Origin of the sequence: Streptococcus pseudopneumoniae (assembly GCF_001068775.1) — a bacterium.
In the GTDB taxonomy this organism is placed as follows: Bacteria; Bacillota; Bacilli; order Lactobacillales; family Streptococcaceae; genus Streptococcus; species Streptococcus pseudopneumoniae_N.
This window is the reverse complement of record NZ_JWAJ01000138.1, coordinates 1-571: the sequence shown is the minus strand read 5'-3', so window position 1 is coordinate 571 and position 571 is coordinate 1. Positions and strand designations below refer to the sequence as shown.

Sequence of the window (571 nt, the reverse complement as noted above, 5' to 3'; positions counted from 1 at the left end):
CACCCGCTATGCGGGTGCGCATCGAAGGTTATACCAAAAAACTCCAAACGCGATACAATTAAGGTGTTCAAGCCAATTGTAAAGCGAAAGGAGAAAAATATGGCTCAAAAAGCACATAGTTTATCACACACAAAATGGATGTGTAAATATCACATTGTGTTCACCCCTAAGTATAGACRAAAAGTGATYTATAATCAATATCGAAGTAGTTTGGGAGAAATATTCCATAGATTATGTAGTTATAAAGGTGTTGAGATTATCGAGGGCCATTTAATGCCAGATTATGTTCATATGTTGGTAAGTATTCCACCTAGAATTAGTATTTCAAGTTTCATGGGATATTTAAAAGGTAAAAGCGCTCTAATGATGTTCGATAAACACGCAAATCTGAAATATAAGTTTGGAAATCGACATTTTTGGGCAGAGGGATATTATGTGAGTACAGTTGGCCTCAATGAAGCCACAATAAAGAAATACATTCAGGAACAAGAGCGAAAAGATATTGCTTTAGATAAATTGAGTGTCAAAGAATATGAGGATCCCTTTAGGGATAGTGGTAAGTAATACTAAA

The 571-nt window shown here is 35.1% G+C and carries 1 protein-coding gene; it reads left to right on the top strand.

The window, feature by feature from the left end; translation table 11 throughout:
• Nucleotides 1–99 precede the first annotated feature (99 nt).
• Nucleotides 100–564, top strand: a complete 465-nt coding sequence (gene tnpA / locus ADF68_RS08260; RefSeq protein WP_049549394.1) for an IS200/IS605 family transposase — start codon at nt 100–102, stop codon at nt 562–564.
• The last annotated feature ends 7 nt before the right edge of the window (nt 565–571 follow it).